The sequence below is a fragment of the Paenibacillus agri genome (assembly GCF_013359945.1).
GTDB lineage: Bacteria > Bacillota > Bacilli > Paenibacillales > Paenibacillaceae > Paenibacillus_AQ > Paenibacillus_AQ agri.
Genome location: NZ_JABWCS010000161.1, coordinates 1 through 669, shown reverse-complemented (window position 1 = coordinate 669; position 669 = coordinate 1). Strand labels below are relative to the sequence as shown.

At 49.8% G+C, this 669-nt stretch carries 1 protein-coding gene; it reads left to right on the top strand.

What is annotated here, in order from left to right; all coding sequences use genetic code 11:
* On the top strand, nt 1-669 hold a 669-nt coding region (locus HPT30_RS00800; RefSeq protein ID WP_175369669.1), incomplete at both ends, for an IS4 family transposase.

Genomic DNA, 669 nt, shown 5'->3' with positions numbered 1-669 from the left:
GCTCTCCAAAAAAGCCAAAGATGTTCCTTTTGAATGTTTCAAACAATTGTTACACCTCTTGACCCAGCAATGCAACCGGAAAACGAGACGCGGCCTTGGCATCCCGACGGAATTACTGATCGTCGATTCCACGCAGATCACCGTGGGCCTGGGACGACTCCCATGGGCGCCCTTAAAAGGCGAAAAAGCAGGAGTTAAGCTCCATGTTGCCCTCACCGGAGACGAAGGTGCCTTGCACCAGGTGACCGAAACGCTTGGGACAGAACATGATATCCATAGCGCTGCCGACTTCGTGGACCCCAGATTTATTTTGGTCGCCGATCGGGCCTATAGCAAGCACGAGGTATTCGACCGTTACCAGGAGGCGAAAAATAGTCAATCTTTTGTGATTCGAATCCGAGAGAATACTCACTTTCATGACCCGGTTCCAAGGGAACGAAAGACTTCTTTTGGCGGGACGATTACACAGGATTTAACCTGCCAGTTAGGAAGGCTGAAGTCCCTAACCCGGAATCGGTTTCGAGTGGTGGTTCTGACCGATCCGAAAGGGAAACCCGTCCTTTTAGCCACCAACCTGCATTGGCATTCGGCTGAAAGCATCGCTGAAATCTATAAAAAACGCTGGCAAATCGAAGTGTTTTTCCGCTGGATTAAACAGCATCTAAACAT